The sequence below is a fragment of the Streptomyces nanhaiensis genome, assembly GCF_046614825.1.
Taxonomy (GTDB): domain Bacteria; phylum Actinomycetota; class Actinomycetes; order Streptomycetales; family Streptomycetaceae; genus Streptomyces; species Streptomyces radiopugnans.
Map to the genome: position 1 here is coordinate 1 of NZ_JBKJFM010000429.1, position 261 is coordinate 261.

Below are 261 nucleotides of genomic sequence, written 5' to 3' on the forward strand. Positions count from 1 at the left end.
CGGTGTACGACGTGTTCGGGGTGCTGGGGGCGGGCGGGACGCTGGTGCTGCCGCGTCCGGGCAGCGGCCGTGATCCGGGGCACTGGCTGGAGTTGGTGGTCGAGCACGGGGTGACGGTGTGGAACTCCGTTCCCGCGTTGATGGCGATGCTGGTGGAGCACGCGGCGGGGGCCTCGGCTGCGGTTGCGCTGCGGGTGGTGCTGCTGTCGGGTGACTGGATTCCGGTGGATCTGCCCGGCCGGGTGCGGGCGCTGGCCCCGG

1 protein-coding gene is annotated in these 261 nt (G+C 73.6%); it reads left to right on the top strand.

The window, feature by feature from the left end; all coding sequences use genetic code 11:
* Positions 1 to 261, top strand: a 261-nt coding sequence (locus tag ACLIYP_RS30935) for an AMP-binding protein (protein ID WP_412716359.1), incomplete at both ends; no start/stop codon positions are given.